The sequence below is a fragment of the Pseudomonas sp. PGPR N4 genome (genome assembly GCF_059693665.1).
On the sequence record NZ_JCAUKV010000001.1, the window covers coordinates 216,346 to 243,239 of the forward strand.

The 26,894-nt window shown below is 63.8% G+C and carries 23 protein-coding genes and 1 pseudogene; 10 read left to right on the forward strand and 14 right to left on the reverse strand.

The window, feature by feature from the left end; all coding sequences use genetic code 11:
- Window positions 1-5 precede the first annotated feature (5 nt).
- The 4 genes from AC58X1_RS00885 to AC58X1_RS00900 all read left to right on the forward strand — a co-directional run bounded on the left by AC58X1_RS00885 (window position 6) and on the right by AC58X1_RS00900 (window position 4,529).
- Complete coding sequence (locus AC58X1_RS00885; RefSeq protein ID WP_150572994.1) at window positions 6-923, forward strand: ABC transporter permease; 918 nt, start codon at window positions 6-8, stop codon at window positions 921-923.
- An 11-nt stretch (window positions 924-934) separates the two neighbouring features.
- Entirely contained in the window at window positions 935-1,774 is an 840-nt protein-coding gene (locus AC58X1_RS00890) for an ABC transporter ATP-binding protein (protein ID WP_101318628.1), read from the forward strand.
- A gap of 11 nt (window positions 1,775-1,785) precedes the next feature.
- Complete coding sequence (locus AC58X1_RS00895) at window positions 1,786-2,562, forward strand: ABC transporter ATP-binding protein (protein WP_101318630.1); 777 nt, start codon at window positions 1,786-1,788, stop codon at window positions 2,560-2,562.
- A 146-nt stretch (window positions 2,563-2,708) separates the two neighbouring features.
- A complete protein-coding gene (locus AC58X1_RS00900) occupies window positions 2,709-4,529 on the forward strand; it encodes a glycosyl hydrolase family 28 protein (RefSeq protein ID WP_497428119.1) in 1,821 nt (606 codons plus the stop codon).
- A 12-nt stretch (window positions 4,530-4,541) separates the two neighbouring features.
- Here AC58X1_RS00900 and AC58X1_RS00905 read toward each other — a convergent pair whose 3' ends face one another.
- Entirely contained in the window at window positions 4,542-5,285 is a 744-nt protein-coding gene (locus AC58X1_RS00905) for a FadR/GntR family transcriptional regulator (protein ID WP_101318634.1), read from the reverse strand.
- Between the two features lie 98 nt (window positions 5,286-5,383).
- On the opposite strand from AC58X1_RS00905, the gene AC58X1_RS00910 reads away from it, so the two are divergent.
- Entirely contained in the window at window positions 5,384-6,091 is a 708-nt protein-coding gene (locus AC58X1_RS00910; protein WP_497428120.1) for a FadR/GntR family transcriptional regulator, read from the forward strand.
- 13 nt (window positions 6,092-6,104) lie between these two features.
- Here AC58X1_RS00910 and AC58X1_RS00915 read toward each other — a convergent pair.
- A pseudogene (locus tag AC58X1_RS00915) lies at window positions 6,105-6,191 on the reverse strand (glutathione S-transferase); the annotation flags it as partial.
- Window positions 6,192-6,204: 13 nt separating this feature from the next.
- Complete coding sequence (locus AC58X1_RS00920) at window positions 6,205-7,032, reverse strand: sugar phosphate isomerase/epimerase family protein (RefSeq protein WP_497428121.1); 828 nt, start codon at window positions 7,030-7,032, stop codon at window positions 6,205-6,207.
- A 251-nt stretch (window positions 7,033-7,283) separates the two neighbouring features.
- Between AC58X1_RS00920 and AC58X1_RS00925 the strand changes: the two genes are divergently transcribed.
- The 3 genes from AC58X1_RS00925 to AC58X1_RS00935 all read left to right on the forward strand — a co-directional run bounded on the left by AC58X1_RS00925 (window position 7,284) and on the right by AC58X1_RS00935 (window position 10,350).
- Window positions 7,284-8,138 (forward strand): IclR family transcriptional regulator, encoded by an 855-nt coding sequence (locus tag AC58X1_RS00925; RefSeq protein WP_181108392.1) that lies wholly within the window; start codon window positions 7,284-7,286, stop codon window positions 8,136-8,138.
- Entirely contained in the window at window positions 8,135-9,835 is a 1,701-nt protein-coding gene (locus AC58X1_RS00930; protein WP_497428122.1) for an FAD-dependent oxidoreductase, read from the forward strand. The genes AC58X1_RS00925 and AC58X1_RS00930 overlap by 4 nt, the downstream gene beginning before the upstream one ends.
- Before the next feature lie 128 nt (window positions 9,836-9,963).
- Complete coding sequence (locus AC58X1_RS00935) at window positions 9,964-10,350, forward strand: NUDIX hydrolase (RefSeq protein WP_101318643.1); 387 nt, start codon at window positions 9,964-9,966, stop codon at window positions 10,348-10,350.
- 5 nt (window positions 10,351-10,355) lie between these two features.
- Here AC58X1_RS00935 and AC58X1_RS00940 read toward each other — a convergent pair whose 3' ends face one another.
- From AC58X1_RS00940 to AC58X1_RS00955, 4 genes are all read right to left on the reverse strand, one after another.
- Window positions 10,356-10,559 carry a hypothetical protein gene (locus tag AC58X1_RS00940; RefSeq protein WP_150572963.1) on the reverse strand — a complete coding sequence of 68 codons (204 nt, stop codon included), beginning with the start codon at window positions 10,557-10,559 and terminating at the stop codon, window positions 10,356-10,358.
- A 393-nt stretch (window positions 10,560-10,952) separates the two neighbouring features.
- The gene (locus tag AC58X1_RS00945) at window positions 10,953-13,274 is read right to left on the reverse strand and encodes a TonB-dependent receptor (RefSeq protein ID WP_497428123.1); all 2,322 of its coding nucleotides are present in this window, start codon (window positions 13,272-13,274) and stop codon (window positions 10,953-10,955) included.
- Between the two features lie 78 nt (window positions 13,275-13,352).
- Window positions 13,353-14,471, reverse strand: a complete 1,119-nt coding sequence (locus AC58X1_RS00950) for an aryl-sulfate sulfotransferase (RefSeq protein WP_497428124.1) — start codon at window positions 14,469-14,471, stop codon at window positions 13,353-13,355.
- Window positions 14,472-14,532: 61 nt separating this feature from the next.
- Window positions 14,533-15,516 carry an aliphatic sulfonate ABC transporter substrate-binding protein gene (locus AC58X1_RS00955; protein ID WP_497428125.1) on the reverse strand — a complete coding sequence of 328 codons (984 nt, stop codon included), beginning with the start codon at window positions 15,514-15,516 and terminating at the stop codon, window positions 14,533-14,535.
- 85 nt (window positions 15,517-15,601) lie between these two features.
- Here AC58X1_RS00955 and AC58X1_RS00960 point away from each other — a divergent pair, with 85 nt between their 5' ends.
- Window positions 15,602-16,687 carry a GlxA family transcriptional regulator gene (locus tag AC58X1_RS00960; protein ID WP_497428126.1) on the forward strand — a complete coding sequence of 362 codons (1,086 nt, stop codon included), beginning with the start codon at window positions 15,602-15,604 and terminating at the stop codon, window positions 16,685-16,687.
- 7 nt (window positions 16,688-16,694) lie between these two features.
- On the opposite strand, the gene AC58X1_RS00965 is transcribed toward AC58X1_RS00960, so the two are convergent.
- The 5 genes from AC58X1_RS00965 to AC58X1_RS00985 form a co-directional block, all read right to left on the reverse strand.
- Window positions 16,695-17,657, reverse strand: coding sequence for an endonuclease (locus AC58X1_RS00965; protein WP_101318655.1), 963 nt, complete (start codon window positions 17,655-17,657; stop codon window positions 16,695-16,697).
- 142 nt (window positions 17,658-17,799) lie between these two features.
- On the reverse strand, window positions 17,800-19,533 hold the full coding sequence (locus AC58X1_RS00970; protein WP_497428127.1) for an FAD-dependent oxidoreductase: 1,734 nt from the start codon (window positions 19,531-19,533) through the stop codon (window positions 17,800-17,802).
- Window positions 19,534-19,605: 72 nt separating this feature from the next.
- Window positions 19,606-19,926: an NIPSNAP family protein gene (locus AC58X1_RS00975; protein WP_150569518.1), complete on the reverse strand. Its 321-nt coding sequence runs from the start codon at window positions 19,924-19,926 to the stop codon at window positions 19,606-19,608.
- Window positions 19,916-21,658 carry an FAD-dependent oxidoreductase gene (locus AC58X1_RS00980; RefSeq protein ID WP_497428128.1) on the reverse strand — a complete coding sequence of 581 codons (1,743 nt, stop codon included), beginning with the start codon at window positions 21,656-21,658 and terminating at the stop codon, window positions 19,916-19,918. The genes AC58X1_RS00975 and AC58X1_RS00980 overlap by 11 nt, the downstream gene beginning before the upstream one ends.
- A 26-nt stretch (window positions 21,659-21,684) precedes the next feature.
- Window positions 21,685-22,500 (reverse strand): shikimate dehydrogenase family protein, encoded by an 816-nt coding sequence (locus tag AC58X1_RS00985; RefSeq protein WP_497428129.1) that lies wholly within the window; start codon window positions 22,498-22,500, stop codon window positions 21,685-21,687.
- 144 nt (window positions 22,501-22,644) lie between these two features.
- Here AC58X1_RS00985 and AC58X1_RS00990 point away from each other — a divergent pair, with 144 nt between their 5' ends.
- The gene (locus tag AC58X1_RS00990) at window positions 22,645-23,418 is read left to right on the forward strand and encodes an IclR family transcriptional regulator domain-containing protein (protein ID WP_101318663.1); all 774 of its coding nucleotides are present in this window, start codon (window positions 22,645-22,647) and stop codon (window positions 23,416-23,418) included.
- A 50-nt stretch (window positions 23,419-23,468) separates the two neighbouring features.
- Here the strand turns inward: AC58X1_RS00990 and AC58X1_RS00995 are convergent, their stop codons facing one another.
- Together AC58X1_RS00995 and AC58X1_RS01000 are read right to left on the reverse strand one after the other, a co-directional pair.
- The gene (locus AC58X1_RS00995) at window positions 23,469-24,161 is read right to left on the reverse strand and encodes a type 1 glutamine amidotransferase domain-containing protein (protein WP_103437031.1); all 693 of its coding nucleotides are present in this window, start codon (window positions 24,159-24,161) and stop codon (window positions 23,469-23,471) included.
- Window positions 24,162-24,282: 121 nt separating this feature from the next.
- Window positions 24,283-26,847, reverse strand: coding sequence for a bifunctional diguanylate cyclase/phosphodiesterase (locus AC58X1_RS01000; protein WP_497428130.1), 2,565 nt, complete (start codon window positions 26,845-26,847; stop codon window positions 24,283-24,285).
- Between the last annotated feature and the right edge of the window lie 47 nt (window positions 26,848-26,894).

Consider the following 26,894-nt stretch of genomic DNA (forward strand, 5'->3'; position numbering starts at 1 on the left):
TGCCGATGATAGCCAACATCTCTACCACTGAAACCGCTGCCAAACGGCAGGCCGACAACACCCCGGCGTCCAGCCTCGACGCCCTCTACAAAAGCAGCCTGCGCGTGCTGCGCCACCTGCTGCGCAACCCGATGACCCTGGCTGGCCTGATGGTCGCGCTGCTGCTGGTCGTAGTGGCTGCGTTCGCACCGTGGATCGCCACCCACGACCCGGTCGTGCAAAACCTTGCCAATGCCTTGCAGGCACCGGGTGCGGCGCACTGGTTCGGCACTGACGAGTACGGCCGCGACATCTTCAGCCGGCTGGTCTATGGCGCCCGGATCACCCTCTACATCATTGCCCTGGTGACCATCATCGTCGGCCCGATCGGGTTGTTCATCGGCACCGTCTCCGGCTACTTCGGCGGCATCGTCGATACGGTGTTCATGCGCATCACCGACATCTTCATCTCGTTCCCCAGCCTGGTTCTGGCGCTGGCGTTCATTGCGGCCCTCGGCCCTGGCCTGGAGCATGCGGTGGTGGCGATCGCCCTGACGTCGTGGCCGCCAATCGCGCGTCTGGCACGGGCTGAAACCCTGTCGCTGCGCAAGGCTGACTTTGTTGTTGCCGTCGAGCTACAGGGCGCGTCATCGACGCGGATCATCCTCCGGCACATCGTGCCGATGTGCATGTCGTCGGTGATCATCCGCCTGACCATGAACATGGCCGGGATCATCCTCACCGCCGCAGCGCTGGGCTTTCTCGGCCTCGGCGCGCAGGCGCCGCTGCCGGAGTGGGGCGCGATGATTTCGACCGGGCGCCGCTACATGCTCGAGTGCTGGTGGCTGGTAGCCGTGCCGGGCGCCGCGATCATGCTGGTGAGCCTGGCGTTCAACCTGTTGGGCGATGGCCTGCGGGACATTCTCGACCCGCGTAGCGAGTAACTGGAGGCTTTATGTCGACGCTCAAACTCAATGTCGATTCGCTCAATGTGCGCTTCGTCAATGGCAAGAAAGAAATGCACGCGGTGCGCGATGTGTCGTTCACCCTGGGCCGCGAGAAGCTGGCGATTGTTGGTGAGTCTGGCTCGGGCAAGTCCACCGTTGGCCGCAGCCTGCTCAAGCTGCACCCAGGCAGCACCCAGATCACCGCCAAGGCCCTGCAGTTCGGCGATGTCGACCTGCTCAGCGCCAGTGAAAAGGCCATGCAGAAGATCCGTGGTCAGCGCATTTCGATGATCATGCAAGACCCCAAATACTCGCTCAATCCGGTGGTCAAGGTCGGCGAGCAGATCGCCGAAGCCTACCTGGCGCACCACAAGGCCAGCCGCAGCGAGGCCCGTGAGCGGGTCATGCTGATGCTCGAAAAAGTGCATATCCGTGACCCCAAGCGCGTCTACAACCTGTACCCGCACGAAGTCAGCGGCGGCATGGGCCAGCGCATCATGATCGCCATGATGGTGATCACCAACCCGGAAGTGATCATCGCCGACGAGCCGACCTCGGCGCTGGACGTCTCGGTACGCCAGCAGGTGCTCAGCGTGCTTGAAGAGTTGGTGGTCGAGCAGCAGATGGGCCTGATTTTCGTCAGCCACGACCTCAACCTAGTGCGCAACTACTGCGATCGGGTGCTGGTGATGTACGCCGGGCGGGTGGTCGAGTCACTTGCCGCGTGTGACCTGCAGTACGCCGAACACCCTTATACCCGTGGCCTGCTGGCAGCCTTGCCGAGCATGGACAACCGTCGCCCGCGCTTGCCGGTACTGCAACGCGACCCGCTCTGGCTCACCTGCTGAGGTAACTGCCCATGTCCATGATCCAAGCACACGCATTGAACCTCAGCTTTGGCGTCGGCGCTGCCGTCAACCAGGTGCTGCATGACGTCAACCTGACCGTCGAGGACGGCCAGTCGTTCGGCCTGGTCGGCGAGTCCGGCTCCGGCAAGACCACCGTGCTGCGCTGCCTGGCCGGGCAGTACCGACACTGGAGCGGGGCGCTGAGCATTGCCGGTGTGCCCTTGCAGCAGAAGATCCCCAAGGATCACTTTCGCAAGGTCCAGATGGTGTTCCAGGACCCGTACGGTTCGCTGCACCCGCGCCACACCATCGATACCGCGCTGCGCGAACCGCTGACCATTCATGGCATCGGCGAGCGTGATGATCGCATCAACGACATCCTGCTCAAGGTCGGCCTCAACGACAGCTTTCGCTATCGCTACCCGCATCAGTTATCGGGTGGCCAGCGCCAGCGCGTGGCGATTGCCCGCGCGCTGATTCTGCAGCCGCGGGTACTGTTGCTGGATGAGCCGACCTCGGCGCTGGACGTCTCGGTGCAGGCCGAGATTCTCAACTTGCTGGCCGACCTGCGCCAGCGCGAGAAACTCACCTACCTGATGGTCACCCACGACCTCGGTGTGGTCAGCCACCTGTGCGACAAGGTCGCGGTGATGCAACAAGGGCGCATCGTCGAGCGCCTCGACAGCCAGGCCCTGAGCCAGGACCTCGCCAGCCATGAGTACACCCGCATGCTGGTCCAGGCCAGCCGCGATTTCAGTGCTGAGTCAGCCCGCCCTGCAGTTGCCTGAAATCTCTGGGGCCGCCTTGCGGCCCTTCGCGGGTGAACCCGCTCCCACAAGGACTGCGGTGAACCCTGTAGGAGCGGGTTCACCCGCGAAGGGCTGCGAAGCAGCCCCAAAAATCTTGAATACGAAAAAACAAGGAAGATAAAAACATGCCGTACGTACGCATTGCCGTTGTCCGCAAACAGCCCTTGGCGCAAGCGGTCCTCGCCGCACTGAGCCTGGGCTGCAGCCTGCCGCTATGGGCGCTGGAAGCGCCGAGCAAGGTCCAGGTGCCGACTCTGGCCTACGACGATCAGCAGATCATTCTGGTCTGGGAAAAACCCGCCGGTCATGCCGACATCAGCGACTACCACGTCTACGCCAATGGTCAGTTGCTCGGCAGCAGCAACGCCAACAACGACCAGGTGTCGCCCGCCAAGCCCTACATCGACCGCTTCTACCAGCAGGACACGCGCAACTTCCACCACCGCATCGCCATCCACAGCTTTACCGCCAACGGTCTCAAACCCGATACCGAATACCGCTTCAGCGTGCGATCAGTGGGGCGCGACGGCAAGGAGTCAGGCGACAGCCCGGTGGTTGTGCAACGTACCACCGCCGTGCCGGCGTTGTTCGATGTGAAGAAACACGGTGCCAAAGGCGATGGCAGCAGCCTTGATACCGCCGCTATCCAGCGCGCCATCGATGCTTGCACGGTCGGCTGCAAGGTGCTGCTGCCCAAGGGCACCTACAAGAGCGGCGCCCTGTACCTGAAGAGCAACATGACCCTGGAGATCGCCGAAGGCGCGACCTTGCTCGGCTCCGAGCGCGCCGAAGACTACCCGCGTGAGGGTTACATCCAGTACCCGTATTCGACCACGGTGCGCCCGGCCTCGTTGATCAATGCCTTGCCACGTGATCCGCGCCAGCACCAGGCCTTTGAAAACATCCGTATCGTCGGCAAGGGCACCATCGACGGCAACGGCTGGAAGCGCAAGGCCGACGCCATCGATGAGCGCGGCCAGCCGTTACCGGTGTACCTGGCCAGTGACAATACCCGCTATATGCTCGACGGGCTGCTGGCCAAGGCTCAGGTCGAGCGCGCCGTGGCCGAAGGCATGAACGTCAAGGACGCCTACGGCCAGATGCGCTCGTCGCTGATCACCCTGCGTGATGTGAAAAACGTCTTTTATGGCGGCTTCACCGTGCTCAACCCGGCTTACCACGGCATCATGAACCTGGAAACCGAGAACGTGGTGCTGGCCAACACCACGCACAAGACCTACGACGCCAACAACGGCGACGGCATCGAGTTCGCCAACAGCCGTGGGGCGATGGTGTTCAACAACTTCTTCGATACCGGCGATGACTGCGTCAACTTCGCGGCCGGCACGGGTGCCGAAGCAGTCAAGCAGAAGGCCCAGCAGGATGCCTGGATCTTCAACAACTTCTTCCGCCAGGGCCATGGCATGGTCGTCGCCGGCAGTCACACCGGCGCCTGGATCGAGAACATCCTCGCCGAGGACAATGTCTCCGATGGCACCGACGCCGGGCTGCGCATGAAGAGCACCAACTTCATGGGCGGCGGCGCGCGCAATGTCACCTTCCGCGATTCGGCGATACGCAACACGGTCAAGCAGGCGTTCATCTTCACCCTTGATTACCACGACCCAAACGCCAAGCTCGACTACCAGCGCTCGACCATCGCCGGGCAGTTCCGGGATGTGCGGGTCAGTGATGTCACTGTCGAAAACGCGCAACTGGCGGCAATCGAGGTCAAGGGCGACAGCCAGCATGGTGCCTATCACCAGGGCTTGAGCTTCGAACGGGTCCGCTTCAGTGGTCCCGCGCTGGCCAGAATCGATGGTTTGAAGGACTCACGTTTTGACACCATCCGCTTTAGTGAAACCGGCGGCACCAACCCGTGGCAGGTCAAAGACAGCGACGGGCTGGCGTTTCAGGATGTCGAGCCCGCGCCGGCGCAGCCCTGATCCGATATCTGCTTACTCGCTGTAGAACGCCTGAACCTGCTGCGCCTCGCGCAGGCGCATGCGGCTGTTGCTCAGGTGCAGGAACATCGCCGCGCGCGCGGCATCCACCTGGCGGCTGGCAATCGCGTCGAAGATCTGCTGATGTTCGGCGTTGATCCCGGCCAGGTAGGTGCTGCGGTTGCTCTGCCCGGTGTAAGCGGAGTTCATCCGGGTGCGCGGGATCATCTTGGTGCCCAGGTGTTTCATGATGTCGATCAGGTAATGGTTGCCTGCCGCCTTGGCGATTTTCAGGTGGAACTGAAAATCGGCATTGGTGGTGCTGCCTGACTTCTCCGGCCCCTGCAGCAACGCCTGCAACGCCTGCTGCAACTCCTCCAGCGCTTGCGCCGACGCGCGCTCGGCAGCCATGCCGGCGGCTTGCACTTCAAGGCTCAGGCGGAACTCGAGAAGATCGAGCACATCGGTCAACAGGACGATGGTGGCGGGCCCGACGTTGAAACCTTCGGGCGCCGGCATGTCGAGGACAAAAGTGCCGACACCGTGCTGGGTATCGACCAGACCGGCCGCCTGCATCCGCGACAAGGCTTCGCGCACCACCGAACGGCTGACGCCTTCGCTGGCCATGATGGAGGCTTCGGTGGGCAATTTGTCGCCACGTTTGAGGGTGCCGTCGCGCATGCGCTGAGCGAAGCGTTCGACCAGCGACTCGGCTAGGCGGCGTGGCTTTTGCGGGGCGGTTGAAGTTTGATCCGGCATTGTTCTGCTCGCGTGTGAACAATCGCCATTATAAAGGGTTTCCACGGCAAAGCAGCGGGTATAATGCTGCCATCGTCTGATTTCAATGGATCCAAGCAATGGCCCCTGCTGCCCCTGACCGACGCGTGAGCCTGGCCCAGCAACTGGTACTTGACCTTTCCCGGCAGATCCTCGCCGGCGAGCTGCCGCCGGGTAGCAAACTGCCCACCGAACAGGCGTTCACCGAACAGCGCAAAGTCAGCCGCACGGTGGTCCGCGAAGCGATGTCGCGGTTGCAGGCCGAGGGCCTGGTAGAAACTCGCCGCGGCATCGGCACTTTTGTCGTCGACAGTATGCGACCTGCCCAGTTTCACGAGAGCAAGCCACAGCAGGGCAGTGCTTACGATATCGTAGCGATCATCGAACTGCGCTTGAGCCTTGAAGTGGAGGCTGCTGCGATCGCCGCCCAGTGCGCGAGTCCTCGTCAGTTGGCGACGATTCGCGCCGCCCTGGACGAAGCCAATGACCTGCAGCAGCTAGGTGCACAGAGCACCCGTATCGACTTTGAATTCGACTTGCAGATCGCCCTGTGCACCGGCAACAGCTTCTTCATCGATGCCATGAACCATGTCGGCAGCACCTTGATGAGTGCTGCGCCGCCAGCGCGGGCGGTAGAGAGCGAGTTGCGCACGCTGCAAGTGCGCGAACGTGAGCAGATCTACGCTGCGATTGCCCGCAAGGACGCCGACGTAGCGCGTGCAGCCATGCGCCTGCACCTGACCAACCTGCTGCACCACGCGCGGGCTGCGGTACCATCCGCGCAGTGAGTGCAGGGCAGGATCACGGTGTGCCGTTACGCCCATGCGAGCGAAAACCTTCCCGCGTGCTCAACCGCTCGTAGTAAGCGTTGACCGCCGGCAGCCCAGGCTTGGCGTCAATTTCAGCGCAGGCTGGCGAGCACCTCGCGTGCCTTGTCCAATGCCAGTCTGGCGCGGTCATAGGCACTGACGCCTTGCTCCATCAGTTGCCGGGTGGGGATCTCCAGGCTCAGCGGGATACCGCTCGGCAGTGCCCTGAGCAAACCGTGCAGGTCACAATCGCCATCCCCTGGGAAGCGTCGTTCCTGGCGAGCCTGGCGCAGGATCTCGGCCATCTCCGCAGGCCGTGGGCCCACCACGTCGCACAGCTGGGCGTAGCGCAGACGCTGCGGCGCAGTTGCGCTGGCGGCAGCGAGTGCTTGCAGCGACGAGCCTGAGCGATCGAAGTGGAAGGCATCGACCAACACCGCGCCGTTGCTGCGTCCAGCCTGCTCGACGATGTGCCAGGCCTCGGCCAGGTTGCGCACATCGGTCCAGGGCATGAACTCCAGATTGACATGGATACCGAAGGGTAGGGCCAGCTCGCACAGCGCGGCGAAATTGTCTGCCGTGCGCACTGGGTCCGGATCGTTGCCGGCAATCAGCAGGTCGCTTGCTTCAAATTCGGCGCCAGCCTCCAGCACGGGCAGAAACGTCTGCACCTGGGTGTCTGGCTTGAGCCGCAGGATCTCGATATCCAGCACCTTGGTCCCGGTGTCGCGCAGGCGCTGAAGGGTCTGGCGCCGTAACTGCGCATCGGCTACCAGCGGGAAGTGCTGCTCTTCAGGGGTTGCAGGCTCCAGGCGCAGGCCCACATGGCTATAGCCGGCGCGCGCTGCAACCTCGACCATATCGGGCGGGGACAGCTCAAGTACGGTCAGGGCAGCAAGGGAGAATATCTGGTCGCTCATGCTTGGCTCTCTAATTGTGTAGCGGCGCTGGTCTGGTGTGCGCCGGTTAGAATCGAGTTCCAGTTGTAATCAAATTCTTCCCTGAGGACTACCTGAAAAGCGCGCCCAAGCGGCGCTTTCGTTCGATAATCGCCCTTATTAATCCGCCTAACGCTGTCCTTTGATTGACCCTCCTGCATTGCTGGAATAGTTTTCCAGCCATAGAAAACCCATTTGGGCTGACTTATGTAGCCCGGGACCAGGAGACCTTGATGAGCAACGTCGCAAGCACCGCAGAACCACCCTACGCAGGCCTCTTCGATCGCGGGCTTGCGGTGCTGGAACTGCTCGCCAGCAGCGCCGAGGGCAGCTCGCTGACGGACATTTCCGAGCAACTGCAGATCCCCCGCAGCGCCACCCACAGGCTGCTGAGCACTTTGTGCGACACCGGCTATGCCCGGCAGGAGCACGAGCGCGGCACTTATGTGCTGACCTCCAAACTGCAGGCGCTGGCGTTTACTCACCTGGCCGCCGACGGCACGATCGATGCTGTGCAACCGGTGCTCAACCGGCTTGCGGCCGAGGTCGGCGAGCTGGTGCGGCTGTCGGTGGTGGACGAGCAGCGCCTGACCTGGGTTGCCCGTGCGCAAGGCGCACGTTCCGGGCTGCGCTATGACCCGGACATGGGCATGGAGGCCAGGCTGTCCTGTTCAGCCAGTGGCTATGCGTGGTTGGCGAGCATGACCGACAAGCAGGCCCTGGCCCTGATTCTCAGGCAGGGTCTGGGGCAAGTGCAAAATTATGGTCCGAACGCACCACAGACGGTGGAAGCGCTGCTGACCAATATTCAGGCCGCGCGCGAGCAAGGATACGCGCTGGCTGTACAGACCTTTGCCGACTGGATGTCGGCCATCGCAGTGGCATTGCATCATCCGGTCACCCACGAGGTGATCGGCGTGGTCAGCGTTGCCGGGCCGGTCTTTCGCCTTGGCGAGGCCCGGCTGCACCAGATCGCGCCGGCGCTGATCGCCGCGGTCGCAGAGATCCAGCAGTTGATACCAGGCTCGCCAGCCTTGATGAGCCCAGGCCTGACCGCTCTAAGCCTCACTCCGGGGGGCCAGGCATGAGCATGCGACGTCTGGACTGCGACCTGCTGGTGATTGGTTCGGGAGCCTCCGGGCTGGCGGCGGCAGTCACTGCTGCGGCGCAGGGGCTGAAGGTCATTGTTGTAGAGAAACACTCATCCTTTGGCGGCGCTACGGCGTGGTCCGGTGGCTGGTTGTGGGTGCCGGGCAATCCGCTGGCCAAACGCGCCGGTATCCATGAGGACCCGCAACATCCACGCACTTACCTCAAACACCAGCTCGGCGACCGCTACAACGCCGAGCGGGTAGATGCGTTTCTCGACAATGCGCCGAAGATGGTCGCGTTTTTTGAAGAGAACACTGCGCTGCAATGGGCCGATGGCAATGGCATCCCGGATATTCACGGGCACTTGCCGGGCGCGGCGACGCAGGGGCATCAGGTGATCGCCGCCCCGTATGACGCGCGCGCCATGGGCCCGCTGATCAAGCGCATGCGCACGACCATGCGCGAGACCTCGTTCATGGGCATGCCGATCATGGCCGGTGCTGACCTGTCGGCTTTCCTCAGCATGACCCGCTCGTTCAAGTCACTGCTGCACGTCAGCAAGCGTATGCTCCGGCACCTGCGCGACCTGGCCGTGCATGGCCGGGCCATGCACCTGGTCAATGGCGTGGCACTGGTGGGCCGGCTGGCCAAGTCAGCCGAAGACCTGGGCGTGACGCTTATCGAGTCGGCGCCGGCGCAGCGCTTGCTGCAGGAGCAGGGCAGAGTGATCGGCGCGCTGGTCGAGACGCCTGCTGGGCCCACCGAGATTCATGCGCGGTGCGGGGTGGTGCTGGCTGCCGGTGGCTTCCCCAACGATCTGCAGCGCCGGCAAGCGCTGTTCCCGCGCACCTCGGCCCCTGAAGATCACCTGGCCCTGCCGCCGGTTCAGTGCAGCGGCGATGGTATTTCGCTGGGCGAGGCGGTGGGTGGCGTGCTCGAACTCGACGTTGCTTCAGCGGCAGCCTGGGCGCCGGTGTCGCTGGTGCGCCATGCGGACGGCAGCAGTGGCCACTTCCCGCATATCATCGACCGGGCCAAGCCCGGATTGATCGGCGTGCTGTCCAACGGCAAGCGCTTCGTCAATGAGGCTGACGGTTACTACGACTACACCGCAGCCATGGTGGCTGCCGCGCCAGCAGGTGAGGAGGTTGCGTCCTGGCTGATTTGCGATCATCGCTTCCAGCGCCGCTTCGGTCTTGGCCATTCGCGGCCGTTCCCACTGCCGGTTGGGCCGTCGGTGCGCAGCGGCTATCTGCAACGCTGCGCCACCCTCGAGGGGCTGGCGAAAGCCTGCGGGATCGACCCGGCAGGCTTGCTCGAAACCGTGCGCAGCTTCAATGAACATGCCCGCAAGGGTGAGGATCCGGAGTTTGGCCGTGGGCTTAGTGCCTATAACCGCAAGCAGGGTGACCCGCTGGTGACAAAGGGCAACCCGTGCGTGGCACCGATCGAGCATGGCCCGTTCTATGCGGTCAAGGTCCGCCCTGGCAGCTTCGGCACCTTTGCCGGGTTGAAAACCAACGGCAACGCGCAGGTGCTGAACAGCGCAGGCGTGGCTATTGCAGGTCTGTATGCAGTGGGCAGCGATATGGCCAGCATCATGGGCGGCATGTATCCGTCAGGCGGGATCAACCTCGGGCCGGCCATGACCTTCGGTTACGTCGCAGGTCTGCATGCTGCGCAGAGCAGATGATGGTGCTGAGTCATACGAGCCGAACCAATTGAGCTACAACTGACTCAATAGGCCATCTACATGATGGGTTTTTGCCATGATTGATTCAGCCGCTTCATTCACCGATTTGCTCCAAGCTGGAGGGGCCTGTGCCAGGCTCCGCTAAGCTTCGCGCCCGCGCCACGGTCATTTGCCTGCGTGAAGGCAATGTGCTGTTGGTGCGCAAGTCGGGAGGCAAATGGAATTTTCCTGGCGGCGCGATCGAGCAGGGCGAGCTACCGGTTCAGGCGGCTGCAAGGGAGATGAGCGAGGAGACTGGGCTCGACTGCGAAGCACTGCTGGAGTTATGCACCCTGGAAGAGGGCAGCGTGCTCCATCACATCTTTACCACGCAACTGTTCGAGGGTGCCAAACCCGCACCCGGCAACGAGATTGTCGCCTGCAAATGGGTCAAGCGCGTTGCGCTTAAAAAGACCCAACTCAACCCCAGCGCTTCAGCCTTGATGGCCCGTGCGCTGCCTGCCCTGATGGCCTGAATGGCTCAAGCGCAGGCGGTTTCGTTACGCCTGACGCATTCCGCCTGGGCATCTGCGCGCTTGGCGTAGGTGGGGGTCAAACGCAACTTGGCGACAGTGTCATACAAGTCAAAGCCGTTGCACGACGGCGCGGTACAAAATCCTACCGCTCTGCGGTAGTGATATTCCTTGATCGGTAAAGCCGAAACCACGACGAAACGTGCGCGCATGCTGGTGCCTCCGATGGCAATGCCAAATCATTAGTCATATTGTGGGTACATGGCAAGCAGACTAATACTAGGCCGACCGGTGGCAGCCGCGCTGACACGCACGTGTAGGAGCGGCCTTGTGTCGCGAAAGGCTCGCGCAGCGGGCCCATGATTTGTGCAGCACCGCAAAATGTCGGGCCCGCTGCGCGAGCCTTTCGCGACACTAGGCCGCTCCTACAGGGACCGCTACGCATCAAGATAGGCGCTGTTGGCGTCGTACCCGGTGGGTATGGTCTATTGTGATGCGATGCATCACACCAGCGTGAAATGCTCGATCACCATCGAGGTCGAGACGACTGCGGGCAAAGGCACCACCTTCAACGTGCGTATCCCGCTGCAGGTGGCGACGGTTGCTCAGAAGTCGTAGCGGCCAGTGACGCCAAGCGTGCGGGGTGTTCCCAACACCCCGGTGTAGGCACCGTTCGGTGAGTTCCACAAGGTGCTGTAGTAGGTCTTGTTGCCGGCATTGCGCAGCCACAGTGACAGGTCCCACTGGCCGTCGCCGAGGTCGCCGCGCACGCCCGCCGAAAGATTGACCACCGCATAACTGGGCAACTGCGCAAAGCGCGAGTCATCCACCGTGCCGACCGCGTGCGAGCGGAATGCATAGCTGGCATTGACGTAAGGCCGCAACATCCCGGCCTGCCATTCATAGGCGCCGTTGGCATTGAAGATCCACTTCGAGGCGCCGACCACCGCGTGCCCGCTCAGATCACAGGAGGCCGGTGCGCCCGGTTGCAAGGCGACCTCAGCCGGGCAGGGCGCGTCGACGTAGTCGCGATAGCGCACGTCGTTCCACGAGCCGTTGAGGTTCAAGGTCAGACCGCGGATCGGCAGCAACGTCGACTCAAGCTCCAGCCCGCGGCTGCGCACCGCCCCGGCGTTGGTCAGGTAGCTGGTGAGGTTGGCATCATCGTAGGCGTTGGTCTGGTAGCCATGCACCTCAGTCCAGAACAGGTTGGCATTGAGCAGCAGGCGCTGATCGAACAGGCTGCTCTTGAGACCAAGCTCGGCATCGTTGGCGCGTTCGCTGCCAATCAACAGCGAGTCGGCGCCGGCCACCGGCGCGCTGGCCACGCTGAGGTTGACCCCGCCGGACTTCTCGCCGTGGGACAACGACGCGTATCCCATCACCTGATCATTGAAGTGGTAGGCGAGGCTGACCAGCGCCGAGGGGCTGAAACTGTACAGGCCAAGGTCGCCCGAGTCGTAAGCACCCAGCCGCGCCGCGCGCACGTTGGCAGCAGCACCCGTCACCGATGCGCCGCCGCTGGGCGCAAAACGGTTGACCCGCGCCTGCTTGACCTCATAAGTGCCGCGCAGACCGGCGCTCAGGTCCAGACGCGGCGTCAGGTGCCAGGTGCCCTGGGCGAACAAGGCAAAGCTGTCGGTATCGATGCGTCCCTTACCCAGGCTGGAGACATCGTTCAAGGCGCCTTGAGGCGTGCCGTTCCAGGTGTCGGCGAGCGGGCCGTAGTCGGTGAACACTTCATTGCGCATTTCCTGGCGCATGTAGTAAGCCCCGGCTACATAGTCGAACACCTCCCCGCGCGGCGAGGCCAGGCGCAGCTCCTGCGAATACTGGCGGTCGCGCGCCGACTGGCCGACATTGCGCATCACCGGTACGTTCAGCTCGTCATCGTTGCGCGGGGTGAAATCCCACCAGCGCCAGGCGGTGATCGAGGTCAGGGTGTAATCACCCGCCAGGGTCCAGTTGGCTTCCAGCGAGCTGCCGCCCTGAAATACGCGCACGTTCTGTTCGGCATCCAGATTGACCCGACGGCCCTCGGCCAACGTTGCGCCCACGGCTGCTGCGCGCTGCTGATAGCGGTTGACGCCGTTGATGGTCGGCCCGGTGCTGAACAACGAGCGCGTGCCTGCGCTGGAGTCTTCTTCGTTGTAGTCGGCGATCCAGCGCAGGTTGAAGCTGTCGTTGGGTTCGAACAGCAATTGCCCACGTAGGCCCTGGCGGGTGCCGCCACCCAGGGTTTCACCATTGAACTGATTATCGACGTAGCCATTTTCTACGCTGCGGTAGGCCGAAAGGCGCCCTGCCAAGGTGCTGCTCAATGGCCCGCCGAGGCTGGCGTGTGTCTGCTGATAGCCGCCTTCGCCGATCGATGTGGCGACGCTGCCCTCGGGGCTGAAGGTCGGCCGCCGAGTGCTGATATTGAGCACTCCGGCGGTGGTGTTCTTGCCAAACAAAGTGCCTTGCGGGCCGCGCAGCAGCTCCAGCTGCTCGATGTCGAGCAGGTCGAACACGGCCATGCCTGGTCGGCCGAGATAGACGTTGTCGAGGTAGATGCCGGCGCTGCCCTCGAGGCCGTCGCTCGCCGGATTGTTGCCCAGGCCGCGAATCGACAGGCTCGACTGACGGGCATGCATGAACGCGACGTTGACGCTGGGCATGGCTTGTTGCAGGTCTTGCAGCCGGTACAACCGTTGGTTCTGCAGGGTCTGCGCTGACAACACCGACATCGCTGAGGGCACGCTTTGCGCATCTTCCTCGCGGCGCCGGGCATTGACGGTAACGGTTTGCAGGCTCGTGTCGTCGGCGTGCGCCGAGGCTGCGAGCGGCTCTGCGGCATGGCTTGGGCTGCACGCCAGCGCGAACAGGCCGGGGATAACCCGGGGCCAGAGGCACGCGCGGCGCTGATGAGAAAAACGCAGGTTCATCGGTAACTCCAGTGATGAGGCACCTCTCGCTGCGCGTGGTTTGCGTAAGCGTGATCGCAAGGGTTGGGGGGTATTGGCTCAGTCGCGCAGCCAGGGGATATCAGCGGCCTGATAGCGATGGGCGCGGAAGATCGCGTTGTTTTCACCGGGCAGGTACGCACGCGAGGCTGCGTCCGGGTACGCGGCAAAGTGCGGATTGATGTATTCCCATACCACTTCGCCGGCGCGGGTTACCTCGAACAGCCGGCCGAAGTTAGCTTCGGTGATCAAGGTATTGCCGTTATGCAGGCGTTGGGCGCCGCCCATGAACGGGGTGAAGAAGGCATAGCCTGGGCTGTCGGCGTATTGCCATTCAATGCGCTGGGTCTGCGGGTCGACTTCGATGACCCGCGAATGCGGCATCGACACGTGTGGCCGCGAGATGCCGTTGTCGAAGATCAGGATGCGCCCGTCCTCAAGTTCACTTGGGCAGTGCTGCTGGGCTACCACATCGTGACCCAGGCGCCAGAGCACGCGGTCGCTGGCCTTGTCCACGGCAATCACCGCCGACACGCTGCGCAGGCTGAGAATGACCTTGCCGTCGCGGCCCGGAGTAACTGCGTTGGTCATCGGCCAGTGATAGCGCTCAAAGCAAGCGTGCAGCGGGTAGTCTTCCGGCGCCAGGTGCTCCCAACTGCGCCATTGCCAGACCAGCGTGCCGCTGCGGTCGACCTCCTTGACCACATCGCCGTAGATCACCCCGCCTGCGGCCTCGCTGCCGGGGATACCGCCCTGGATGCGCTGCGCAAACGCTGCCGGCAGTGGCTCGGCGGTGGTGTAGAGCAGGTTGCCGTTGGCCAGCCATTGGGCATCGTGGTGGTGCGCCAGGTCGGTGTACTCCCAGACCACCTCGCCGTCCGGCGTAACCTCGCTGAAGGCACCGCCATGCCAGACCGACCAGCCGCCGAACAGCTCAGCCGAGTCTGGGTGGTTGCCGTTGTAGCCCAGGTTGCCATTGGCCAGGATCACCGCATCGCGGCCGGGTCGCTGCGGCAGTTTCCAGTGGTGTACCTGCTCACCGCGCAGGTTGATCAGGTACACGTTGCCGTCGGCGGTCTGCGGCGCAAACAGGGTGTAGCCGCCAGCCGAACGTTCGGCGTCGATGCCGATCAGGCCGGTGGCATGGCGACGCAAGGTAGTGCGGTCGAGTGCGTGCATGGCTTTTCTCCAGATGAGCGCAGCCCTGCCGACGAGTGCGGCATGCTGCGCGGGATTCAGGTCAGGGGCGGTGGGGCAACAGCGGGTTGTAGCGGTCGTCGAAGGCCTCGGCGACCTTGATCGGGCGGGGCAGCAAGCGCGCCTCGGCAAAGCGGTCAGCCAGACGTTGCTGCAGGTCGGTCACCCGTGGGTCCAGCGCCACGTAGTGCAGCTGCTGGCTGGCGAGCATCTCCTGCAGCAAGGGCAACGGCAGGCGGGTGACTGTGGCCAGTTGCGCGGCCCAGGCGTCGGGATGCGCGGTGGCCCAGTCCTGCGCGCGCGCCAGGCGCTGGATGAAGTCGCCAAGCAGCTCGGCCTTGACCGGGTCTTGCAGCGCCGCGAGGCTGGCGACGGTGAAGTTGAGGCCGGTTTCTGGCCATTGGCTGCCGTCGAGCAGCTTGCGCGCACCGCGCGAGGTGGCCTGGCCGACAAATGGATACCACACCGCCCAGGCATCCAGCTTGCCGCTGGCGAAGGCGTTTTGCGCATCGACCGGGCTGGCGTAGATCAGCTCGACGTCGCTGCTGCGCAACCCGGCCTGGGCAAGCGCTGCCAGCAGCAGATAGTGACCGCTGGTGCCCTTGGCCACGGCAATCCGTTTGCCCTTGAGCTCGGCTACCTGGCTAATCGACGAGTTGCCCTGAACCAGCAGGGCGTTGTTGTTCTGCGCGCCTTCGGCAGCGGCTACCACCCGCACATCGAAGCCGCCGGCCTGGGCGAAGACGGGCGGAGCATTGCCGACTACGCCGACATCGACTGCCGCAGCGTTCAGGGCTTCCAGCAATGCAGTGCCGGCCGCAAAAGGATGCCAGTCGAGGCGATAAGGCAGCCCTTGATCCTCACCCGCTGCCGCCAGCAGGGCCTGGGTCAAGCCGCTCTGGTCACCCACCTCCAGTTCGGCCACCGACGCTGCCTGAGCGGGCAGGGCGGCGAACAGCAGGCTGGTCAACAACAGCTGTGCCAAGGGACGCGCAAGGTACTTGGCAGGCAACGATTTTGTCGGCATCGTCTGGGCTCTTGAATTGGAAAGTGCCCTCAGTATGTCCACGCGGCCTCGTCCCCACCATGTCAAACACCCCTCGTTTTCTGCCATGACGGCGCCGCGAACGGTACTGGTGCTGGCCTTCCCCGGCGCACTGCTGCTCAACGCCGCCGGGCCGTTGGAGGTGTTCGCCGCCGCGCCACGGGTACTTGCTGGCGAGTTGGCAAGTAACCCGCCGTATCGGGTGGTGTTGGCCTCGCCCGCAGGGGGCGAGGTCGAGACGATCTCCGGTATTGGGGTCATGACCCGCTCTTTGCAGGAGGTCGAGGCCGAGGCAGTGCTGGACACGCTGATCGTGATTGGCGGGCCGGGGGTGGCCGCGCTGGAGCGTGACGCCGAGGTGATTGCGTGGTTGCAACGGCGTGCGCCGAGTGCGCGGCGCGTCTGCTCGATTGGCAGCGGCGCGTTTGCCTTGGCCGCTGCCGGCCTGCTCGACGGGCGGCGGGTGGTCACCCACTGGCAGTTTGCCGAGAGCCTGCAGCGCAGTTACCCGGCATTGACCGTCGAGCACGACGGGCTTTACCTGCACGACGGCGCGCTGTGGACCTGTGGTGGCGCCAGTGCCGGGATCGATCTAGGGCTGGCGTTGGTCGAGGAGGACCTCGGCCCCCATGCTGCGCTGGCCCTGGCCCGCTACTTCACGCTGTTTCTGCGCCGCTCGGCCGAGCAGGCCCAGCTCAGCGCACCGCTCAAGGCGCAGAGCGATGCCCTGCGTAGCGACCGTGATCAGCGCCTGGTGCGCCTGCATGGCTGGATTGCCGAGAACCTCGGCAGTGATCTGCGCGTCGAGCGCCTGGCCGAGAAGTTCGGTATGAGCCCGCGCCATTTTGCCCGCGCCTACACCGCAGCCACCGGCGGCACCCCGGCACAGACGGTCGAGACCTTGCGCCTCGAGGCTGCCTGCCGCTTGCTCGAGACCAGCCAGGAGCCGATCAAGCGGATTGCCGAAACCAGCGGCTTCGGCAATGAAGAGCGCATGCGCCGTAGCTTCCAGCGCCAGCTCGGCGTGAGCCCGTTGGCCTATCGCTCACACTCGCGGCTCACCTCAGCGACGCAGGACGCGCCAGCGGCAGGGCAGACCGGGTATCGCCATGACCCCCGGCTGGAGATTGCCATGGACCACCTGGCGCAGTAGCCAGCGGCTATTTGCAGTTGCCTGCCTTGCGGTACCCGGCAGCCTGCGCCTGGGCTTCGGAGTCGAACGTCACCTGGTTCTTGCTGGCGACCTGGCTGTAGCTCGGGCAGCCGCTGGGCAGGTGATAGACGTGGCTGTTGCGGTTACCGATGATTGTGCCGGTGTTGGCACTGGCCAGTGACGGTTGTGGAGCAGGGCGCGCTGCTTTCGTCGGAACACTGCTGACCACGCCATCGGCCACCGGCTTGTAGCCCGGCGTCCAGCTGCGGGCGCCGGTCACGAACGGGTTGGAATGGCCCATGACGGCGCTGATGCGCCGGTCGCGTTCCTTCTCCCAGGCCGTCACCGGGTGCTGTTTGTCCCAGGCCATCAGCAGCTGTTGCTGTTGCCGCGACATGTTCAGGTTGTAGCGATCGAACATGTAGAAGGTGGTGCGTGCCACCAGGCCTTTGACCTCGTCACGCGGCTCGGCGGCGCGCTGGTTGAAGTCGACGCGGGTCTGGCACTGGCCATATTGCGGGCCGACGCTTGCGGCCATGCCGTAATTGAAGTTGCTGCGGTCGCCATTCACTTCACCCACGGCCGGGTAGAGGTTGAACAGGTCGGCTTCCATCGCCTTGAACACCGGATCGTCGTTGGCGCAGTTTTCGCGGCCGCCGTTCTTCCAGCACTGGCGCTGGTGGCCGAAGGTCCAGGCCGGGACAATGTGCTCCCATTCGGTACGCTCGGCGCGGCTTTGTTGCTTGCGGGTCTGGTAGCCGCACGACGCCGGGTCGATGCGGCCGCCGGACTTGCCGACCCAGGTCCATTTGCAGCCACAGTACAGCTCGCCCATGGCGCTGCTGGCCTGGTCCAGATAGATCTTCTGTTTGGCGACGACTTTGGCTTCGGTGAAGGTGGCAGGTGGTGTGGCGAAGGCGGGGTAAATGACCGCGAGGCTCAGCCCGAGGACATACAGCAGTTTTTTCATGGTCAGGCTTATCAGTCAGGCTTATCAGATTGGGGCGCGCATTATACGCACGAAACCTGTCTATCTTGCCTGCATCAGGGCAGGCTTATGCCTACAGCCAAACACCCTTTGGCCATGCAGGGGTGCTGGCTTGCAGCCATGTTTATCCAAGGTTCTGGCCCGCCAGCATCCGCGCTGCCAGGTAGCCAAAGGTCATACCGGGGCCGAGGGTGATGCCGCCGCTGGGGTAATAGCCGCGCATGATGCTGTTCATGTCATTGCCCACCGCGAACAGCCCAGGGATCGGCGTTTGCTGTTGGTCGAGCACGCGGGCCTGGGCATCGGTGACCAGCCCGGTGAATGTGCCAAGGCTGCCCGGCACCAGCTTGACCGCGTAGAACGGGCCCTGCCGGACACTGCCCAATGACGGGTTGGGGCCGTGCAAGGGTTCACCCTGGGCTCGGTTGTAGGCTGATTCGCCACGTTGAAACAGCGGGTCGCGGCCCTGTTCTGCATGCTGGTTGAAGCGGGCCACGGTCGCTTGCAATTGCTCGCCATCGATCCCGCACTGGCCGGCCAGTGCCGCCAATGTGGGCGCCTTGTGCAGGTAGCCTTGGCGCACGTAGGGGGTGGTCGGAAACGGCCATGGCTTTGACCAGCCGAGGCCATAGCGGCGCTGCGCGCGGTGGTCGCAGATCAGCCAGGCCACCGGACTTTCATTCGACGCGGTGGCGGCAAACAGCGCGCACATGAAATCGTGGTAGGAGTCGGCCTCATTGACGAAGCGTTGGCCATTTTGCCGCACCGCGATAAAGCCCGGCTTGGCCCGTTCCATAAGGTGGGCGAAGCCGCTGAAGCCGCCATCGGCACGCGGCACCCGCGACACCGGTGCCCAGGCAGCGCCATGGGCCATGTCGGCGCTCACCTGCGCACCGACGCCTTCACCCAGGCGCAGGCCATCACCGCTGTTGCCCTTGGGTGCAGCGCTCAAGTGCTCGCTGCCGTCGGCACAGTGAGCGAGCAACTGGGCGCTGCGGTGGCGATCGTGGGGGAAGCCGCCGCATGCCAGCACTACTCCGCGCCTGGCGTGTACCTGGACACGTCGCCCGCCTTGCTCAACCGTCGCTCCGAGCACGCGCTGGCCGTCGCTGAGCAATGCGCGGACAGGGGTTTCGGCAAGTAGCTGCACATCGCGTTGGAGGGCGCTCTTCAGCAGGCGTGCGACCAGCGCATTGCCGTTGACCAGGTGCATGCCGCGGCCATGCCAAAGCATGTCTCGGGCATGGCGCAATACGCGCATGCCGGCGTAGCGCAGTGAGCGCCAGCGGTGTCTGGCATTGAGCAGATGATTCAGGTCAGCGCCGCCGGCAATGCCCATGCCGGCCGGACTGATCAGGTCGAGTGGGCGCCGCAGCTTGTTGATCCACGGCCCCAGCTCGCGGCCGTCATAGGGCTCGGCGCAGACCGAGCGGCCGCCTTTGGCATGGCCCGCGCTGGCGTGAAAATCAGGCATCGTGCTGCCGCAGAAAAATTTCACTTCGGTGTGCTGCTGGAAGAAACCGACCATCTCCGGGCCGTGGCGCAAGTACGCCTCCAGGCGCGTATCGAGCTGATCACAATGCAATTCGTTGCACAGGTAGAGCCGCGCCTGCTCGATATCGGCGGCCCCGCCATCAGCGCCCGCCAACGGATTGCCAGGGACCCACAACCAGCCCCCGGACCAGGCGCTGGTGCCGCCGAAAACCGGCTCCTTCTCGACCACGATGACCTCCAGCCCCAGCTCGGCAGCGGTGACGGCTGCAGCAAGGCCCGCGGCGCCGGAGCCGACCACCAGCACATCGCATTGCAGGGTTTGACTGGCCGACAGGGCAGCAGTGTTCGACGGCAAAGCGCTCAAGGCAGCCTCCGTTGTAATGGCTTGAAGAAGCGGCTGCGCCCGAGCGGGCGCGAGCCTTAGGGACCTGCGCGGTTATTGCAGCGGCGAGAAATCGGTCGGGCGCAGCAGGCGCGACTCCAGCGTGACTACCGCATCGAGCGCTTTGTTCTGGCGGGCGAACTCCAGCCAGCGCGGGTCGGCCGCCATTGCTGCGCGGCGGGCGGTGCGCTCATCCAGGCTGGTGTAGGCCCACAGGTGTACCACCTGGTTGACCTCGCCAATTTCGGTGGTGAAAAAGCCGACCAGATTGCCCAGGTGCTCTTGCTGTACTTCCAGCGCAGCGCTTTTGTACAACGCCAGCCAGTCAGCCAGCTTGGTCGGTTTCAGGGTGTAGGTGCGTAGTTCATAGAACATGCTGCTCTCCAGAGGGCTGTGTTGAGTGGGTTGAGGTGGTTGCAGTGGCGCCATTCAGGCGCCCGGCGATGTCTTTGGCAGCCAGATAGGCAAAGGTCAGGGCAGGGCCGAGGGTGATGCCCGGCCCTGGATAGGTACCGGCCATGATCGAGTTCATTTCGTTGCCGGCGGCATACAGCCCGGCGATCGGTTCGCCCTGTGCGTTGAGCACATTGGCCTGGCCGTTGGTGACCAGCCCGCGTGCCGAACCGAGGTCGCCGGTGTGCAGGCGAATGGCGTAGTAGGGCGGCTTGTTCAGCGGCCTCAGGCAGGGGTTGGGCGTGTGCAACGGGTCGCCCATATAGCGGTTGTAGGCATTGCTGCCCTTGCCGAACTGGCGGTCGACGCCTGCCGCTGCGTCGTTATTGAAGCGCTGTACGGTCTGCGCCAATTTGCTGGGGTCGATCGCCAGCCGCGCGGCCAACTCGGCCAGGCTATCGGCCCGCAGCAAGTAGCCGGCTGCGATCAATGCGCTGTTGTCGACCGGCCGCGGTCGCGCCAGGCCCAGGCCGTAGGTGTTCAGCGCCTCGCCGTCACAGACCAGCCAGCAGGGCGCGTTGGCTCCGCCGTTGGCAAACATCGCCTCGACAAAACTGTGATAGGAGTCGGCTTCGTTGACGAAGCGCTGGCCGTCCTGATTGACCGCAATCACCCCCGGCTTGGCGCGGTCGGTGACCAGGTGGGGAAAGCGCTCCTCGCTGCCGTCGGCCTTGCGCAGGCGCGAGACCGGCGCCCAGAAGAAGTTGGCTGCCAGTTGCTCGCCCAGCGCTGCCTGCACCGATGCCGCCAGGCGCTGGCCATCGCCGACATTGGCTGGCGGCGACATGCTCAAGTGCGGCGCAGCACTGGCCGGGCGCCACTGCCCGGCGTGTTCGCCAGCAGCAAAGCCGCCCATGGCCAGCAGCACCCCGCCCCGGGCGCGCACGGCGTGTTCCTCGCCGCGCCAGTGGATGCGCACGCCGCTGACCACACCATCCTCGACGATCAACGCCTGCGCCGAAGCCTCGAGCCAGAGCTCGACACCATTGGCAAATGCCGTGGTGGCCAGCCGCGCGATCAACGCATTACCGACCGTCAGGCGGGTGCCGCGCGGGTGACTGAGACGATCCAGGCCATAACGCGCAAGCAGTTTCAGGCAATGGCCGAGCGAACGCAGCGAGCGCTTGCAGCTGAGAAAATGCTGGATGTCGACCCGATTGACCATCATCCCGCCAAACAGCAGCATGCCGTCCGGTGGTTGTTTCAGGTGCCTGAACTGCGCGCCCAGGCGGCGCCCGTCGTACTCGTCGATCTCCAGCGCGCGCCCGCTCTGGGTCGCGCCGGGCAGGTCCGGGTAATAATCTGGCGACAACGGCCGCAGGCTGTATTTGAGTTCGCTGTTCTGTTGCAGAAAACGCAGCGCCTCACGGCCATGTTCGATAAAGGCGTCGACCAGTTCGGGCTGATAGTTGGCGCCGATGACCTGCTGCAGATACAGGCGCATTTGCTCGGCCGGCAACTGCAGCCCGGCGGCGCGCGCCTGGTCGGTGTCATGTAGCCAGACCGCACCGCCGGAAATCGCCGAAGTGCCGCCAAAACGGTCGGCTTTTTCCACCAGCAGCACGTTCAAGCCAAGGCTGCTGGCACTTACCGCAGCGGCGAAACCGGCAGCGCCGCTGCCGAGCACGATCAGGTCATAATTTTTGTTGTTCATGTCTGTCACCTGATTGACCCTGCGGGTCAGATATCCAGCGGAGTCACGCCCATGAAATTGCCGAGATTGCCCAACTGCGCCAGCGCCATCTCCGGGCCGGTCTGGATGGCGCAGCCCATGCCCCGGGCAAACGACAGGAACGGCGTGAGCGCCGGCGCCGTGACTACGTCGGCGACCAGGGTGCTGTCGCGCAGGGTCTGCATCAGCGCGACCGGCAGTGGCATCGGCCCGTCGCCAGTAGCGCCCATGCCCACCGGCGAGGCGTTGACCACCAGATCGAATTCGGCCAGCGAGGCGGGGCTGGCGCTGATGGCGATATGCGGGAAGGAGGTGCGCAGCAGCTCAGCCAGCGCTTCGACACGCTGGCCGTCGAGGTCGCTGATGGCCAACCGGATCAGTCCGGCCTGGCACAGCGAATAGGCGATGGCGCTGCCAACGCCACCAGTGCCGATCACCAGTGCGTTTTTATCGCGCGGATCGAAGCCCTGCTTGCGCGCGGCATTGAGAAAGCCCTCGCCATCGACGATGTCGCCGAGTAAACGGCCATCGGCTTCACGGCGAATCACATTGACCGTGCCCAGCGCCTGGGAGCGTTCGCTGAGGCCGTCCAGGCGGCTGGCCAGCTGCTGCTTGTAGGGCACGGTGACCACGCATCCGCGCAGGTTGTGCCAGCCGCGCAGCATCGTCACAAAGCCATCAAGGGCCGTGTGCTGCAGGTCGATGGCGAGCATGGCGGTGTCCTGACCTTGCTCGGCGAACCAGCGATTGAAGTTTTCCGGTGACTTCACCTGGGCAATAGGTGAGCCGACGATGGCGACCAGTTGGGTCGATCCCTTGATCATATGCAGCACTCGCTGGTTGGCTTTGTTGTGAGCCGATAGTGCGAGCTGCGGCTTGCAGCAACAATCAAGGTGAACGCTAGATCGGTTGATAATCGCGCTGTCGATGCGATAATCGCACTCATCCCTTTAATGAGCGCAGGCGCCATGAAGCAGCCCACTATCCACTCGCGCGATCTGATCGTCGGGCTGCAAAAAGGCCTGGCGCTGATGCAGTTGTTTTCCCAGGACCACCCGCGCCTGAGCGTGCCCGAGGCGGCGCGGCTCGCCGACATGACCCATAGCGCCGCCCGGCGCTTCCTGCTGACCCTGGTGCATGACGACTATGCGCAAACCGATGGCCGCTATTACTGGCTGACTGCCAAAGCCCTACGCATCGGCCAGGCCTACGTCGATTCGGCGGTTTTGCCGCGCATGCTGCGGCCGATCGTCGAGCAGGTCGCGCGAACCACTCAGGAGCATGTTTCGGTCGGGGTGCGTGATGGCGACGACATCGTGCATATCGTACGCAGCCGCTACAGCCACATCGCGTCGCTGTCGATCCGTCCAGGCTCGCGGGTGCCGATGTACTGCACCGGCAGCGGTCGGCTATGGCTGGCGAGCCTCGATGAAGAAGCGCTGGCGGGCTATTTTGCGCGTAACCCGCTGCGGGCGATTACCCCGTATACCTTGATCGACGAGACAGAGGTGCGCGCCCAGATCAACCTGGCACGCGAGCGCGGGTATGTGTTGCTGGATCAGGAATACGAGGTGGGGATGCGCGTGCTGAGCGTGCCGCTGATCGATCGGGAAGGGCGGTTGCAGGCGGTCCTGACCATCACCACCCATGCCTCGCGAATGACCACCGAGCAGATGCGCGAACGCTATTTGTCGGCGTTGTACGAGGGCCAGGCGTTGTTGCGGCCGATCATGACCTTGTAGCTGAGGGTAGTTCGCCGCCAGCGCCTGAGCGATAGCGGCGAACGTTTGGCTCAGTCAGCCTGTTCCTGGCGCAGTCGCGCCAGCAGCGCCTCTGCCGTCGCTTCCGACGATGCCGGGTTCTGGCCGGTGATCAGGTTGCCGTCCTCGACCACGTAACTGGCCCAGTCGGCGGCTTTGGAGTAGTTGCCGCCTTTGGCCTTGAGCATGTCTTCGACCAGAAACGGCACCACCTTGGTCAGGCCGACGGCTTCTTCCTCGGAGTTGGTGAAGCCGGTCACGCGCTTGCCCTGGACGACCGGGCTGCCATCAGCTGCGTTGACGTTTTTCAGCACGCCTGGGGCATGGCACACGGCGGCTACCGGTTTGTTCGAGGCGTAGAAGGCCTCGATCAGGGTTTTCGAGTCGAGGTCTTCGGCCAGGTCCCACAGTGGGCCGTGGCCGCCTGGGTAGAACACTGCATCGAAGTCGTACGGGTCGATCTCGCCCAGCGGCAGGGTGTCGGCGAGTAGCGCTTGCGCTTTGCTGTCAGCGGCGAAGCGGCGGGTGGCTTCGGTTTGTGCGTCGGGTTCATCGCTTTTCGGGTCCAGTGGCGGCTGGCCGCCTTTGGGCGAGGCGAGGGTGACCTCGGCCTGGGCGTCGATGAAGGTGTAATAAGGGGCGGCGAACTCTTCCAGCCAGAAGCCGGTTTTCTTGCCGGTGTCGCCGAGTTGGTCGTGGGATGTCAGGACCATCAGAATCTTCATGTGAGGCTGTCCTCCAGAGCTGGATGTGTAGGTGCGTTTATTTCAGAGGCTTGGCTGGCGCAGACGTTCAACGATTCCGGCCATGAGCCCAGAAACAGCTGGGAGGCGCTGCGAGCCAACCTCAAGCATCCACCCCACCGGCAATCGCAGACAAAGCCCTGAACGCATCACTGCCCAACGGCCGACTCAAGTAATACCCTTGACCTTCATCACACGCCACCGCCTGCAGCAGTTTCAGGTGATCCGTAGTTTCCACGCCTTCAGCGGTAACCGTGAGAGACAACGCCCGGCCCAAGCCAACGATGGCCTGAATGATCGCCTGATCACTTTCGTTGTTGTCGCTCTGGTCCAACCGACTAAGAAAGCTTCGGTCGATCTTCAAGCCATCGAACGGAAACGCGCGCAGGTAGCTCAACGACGAATAACCCGTTCCAAAATCATCAAGGGCGATGCGCACGCCCAAGCGTTTAAGCGTGCGCATGATCTCTAGCGCACCCGCAGCATCGTCGAGCATGACCCCTTCGGTGATTTCCAGCTCAAGCCGAGCAGGGGCGATGTTGCTGGCGCTCAGCACATGCTGGATCCGCTCGATCAGGTTGCCGCGTTTGAATTCGGATGGCGACAGGTTGACCGATACAAACAGCTGCGCGGGCCAGTTGGCGGCATTGCGGCAGGCCTGTTCGAGCACCCAGTTGCTCAACGCCAGGATCAACCCGGACTCTTCGGCAATCGGCACGAACACATCCGGTGCGATCTGTCCGCGCAGCGGATGCTGCCAGCGCACCAGGGCTTCGGCGCCGACCATCTGGCCGTCGGCGATGCGGTAGCGGGGCTGGAAGTGCAGCTCCAGCTCGCCGTTCTTGATCGCCTGGCGCAGGTCGCTTTCCAGGCGTCTGCGCTCGATGATCCGCGCGTTCATGTCGCCGGCATAGAAGCGCCAGGTGTTGCGCCCGCCGCTCTTGGCTTCATACAGGGCGATGTCGGCATAGCGCAGCAGTGCGGTCGCCTCGCAGGCATCGTGCGGGGCCATGGCAATGCCGATGCTAGCACTGATGAACACCTCCTGGTCTTCGATCGCGATCGGCATTTCGATGGAGGCGATCAGCCGCCGGCACAGGGTTTCGACCTCTTCCTGAGAACTGACATCGGTCACGATCAGGACGAATTCGTCGCCGCCCACCCGCGCTACCAGGTCGGCATGCCGTACGCAATCGGCCAGGCGGCTGGACACTTCATTGAGTACCCGATCACCGGCGGCATGGCCGAGCAGGTCGTTCACCGGCTTGAAGCGGTCCAGGTCCAGGCAGAGCATCACCAGCGGCTGCTCGACAGTGGGCTGGGCCTTCAGTTTGCCGTCGAGGAAGGCCTGCAGGCGGGTGCGGTTGGGCAGGCCAGTCAGGGCATCGTGCTGAGACAGGAACTCGATGCGCCGGCGCGCTTCGACTTCTTCGGTGACATCGGTAGCGGTGCCGCGCACGCCGCCGTCGGGCAAGGTGCGTGCTGACAGGCGGGTGATCCGTGCTTGCCCGCGGGCATCCAAGTAGCGGCATTGCACGCTGATCTCGGGGCGGCGGTTGGGAATGCTCAGCCACTGCGATAGCAGACCCATTTCGGTGGTCAGCAGATCGTCGATGTGGGCGCCCAGCCAAGTGTCGCTGGACAGTCCAGTCACGCACTGAAAGCGCTCCGACAGGTAAGTGAAGCGCAGGGCCGCGTCGACCTCCCAGATCCAGTCGGAGCTGGCTTCGGCAACATCGCGAAAGCGCGCTTCGCTGGTGGCCAGGGCAGCCTGGCTGTGTTGCAACGAGGCAAAGCTGGCGTCCAGCGCCTGGGCGGCGGCGGTGGTACGGCGCAGGATCACCCAGGTCATCAGCGCCACCAGCAAAGCGGCCAGGCCGATCAGCGGCAGGCCACCGGCCAGCAGGCGCCAACCCGGCTGAGCTGGGGTCCATTGCAGGGTGCCGCCGTCATCGGCCAGCGTTACTACGCTATCAACGGAATGCTGGCCATGGCTTGCTACACGCAGCTGAGCTACACCGAAGTCGGTACCCAGGGCAGCCAGTTTTTTCGGGTCCAACACATCGACAAAGATCAGCACCGAGTGTGCTCGGTTGTCTGGCGTGACGGTGGGATCGGTGCCTGGGGTGATGGCCGCTGCGGCAATCACTGCGGGCGCACCGGCAACGTTGATATAGCGGGTAACGGAGGTTTGCGCCTCGGCACCGGCCCGGGCCGCGTCGGCGATGCCGGCAATGGGCTGACGCAGCCAGTCGCTGGCTTCTTCACTGCGCTGTTTGCCATCGATTACCGAATACACCGTGCGGTTCTGGTCATCGACCACGAACAGCCCCTGAAAGCCGAAGTCGTCGTACAGCGTCGGGCCGATATTCTGATTGATGTAGGCCCAGTCGGTGTCGACCTCGGCGTGCAAATGGCGGTACGCATCGCCCCAGAAGGCATAATCCTGAACCGTTACGGCCAAGGATTTTTCCAGCGACTGCACCGCCTTGCGCACGTAGAAGGCATTTTTTTCCTGCTCAGTGCGGTCGAGATCCTGCGCCAGATAGACCAGCGAAATGGCGGCGAGCAAAAACACGCCAGCGAGCAGCGCAACGAATTTGAAAAGTGGCGCACTGGCCAACCGTACGCTGGAAGGGCTGACAGCATTGGAAGACCTGTTGGACATGGATTGCGCTGCTCGAAAGGGCTCATGGAGGTTATCGGCTGCGTGAA